Source organism: Oleiphilus sp. HI0061 (genome assembly GCF_001635675.1).
This window is the reverse complement of record NZ_LWFE01000538.1, coordinates 1-634: the sequence shown is the minus strand read 5'-3', so window position 1 is coordinate 634 and position 634 is coordinate 1. Positions and strand designations below refer to the sequence as shown.

Genomic DNA, 634 nt, shown 5'->3' with positions numbered 1-634 from the left:
GCGTTCATGACACTTTGGAAATGGACTATCGAGCGCTTCCTCTAAGTGAGGGAGATATCTTTATTCTTGCTACTGACGGGGTGTATGAGTTTCTTACTGAAAAGCATTTGGCGAATACGATTACGAGAGCTTTTGAGGAGACAGGGAAAGTACCAGATAGTTTGGCAAAAGAGTTGGTTAATGAAGCCCTGGCAGCGGGCAGCGATGACAATTTAACTTTGCAGATCGTGAGCATCGATAGTTTACCGGCGCGAGAGTTAAGTGAGTTACAACAGCAGCTTACTCAGCTGCCTCCTGCCCCCAGATTAGAGGCTCGTAAAGAGTTTGATGGATACATGATTCTACGTGATATCTATATCAGTAGTCGTAGCCATGTATTTCTAGCAGAAGACCAACAAACAAAAAAGAAGGTGGTGATAAAAACACCTTCCACAGAAATGAGAAATAACCCGGATTACTTGGAAAGCTTCTTGATGGAAGAGTGGATTGCAAAAAGGGTGAGCAATGCTCATGTTTTGAAAGCAATTGAACCTGATAGAAAGCGTAATTTTATTTATTTAGTGTACGAATATATTGAAGGGCAGACGCTTGCACAATGGATGCTGGATAACCCTAAACCGGACATCAAAACAGT

Annotated in this window: 1 pseudogene; it reads left to right on the top strand. The window is 42.3% G+C overall.

Features of this window, described 5'->3' with window-relative positions:
- Nucleotides 1-634, top strand: a pseudogene (locus A3735_RS07070) (SpoIIE family protein phosphatase); the annotation flags it as partial.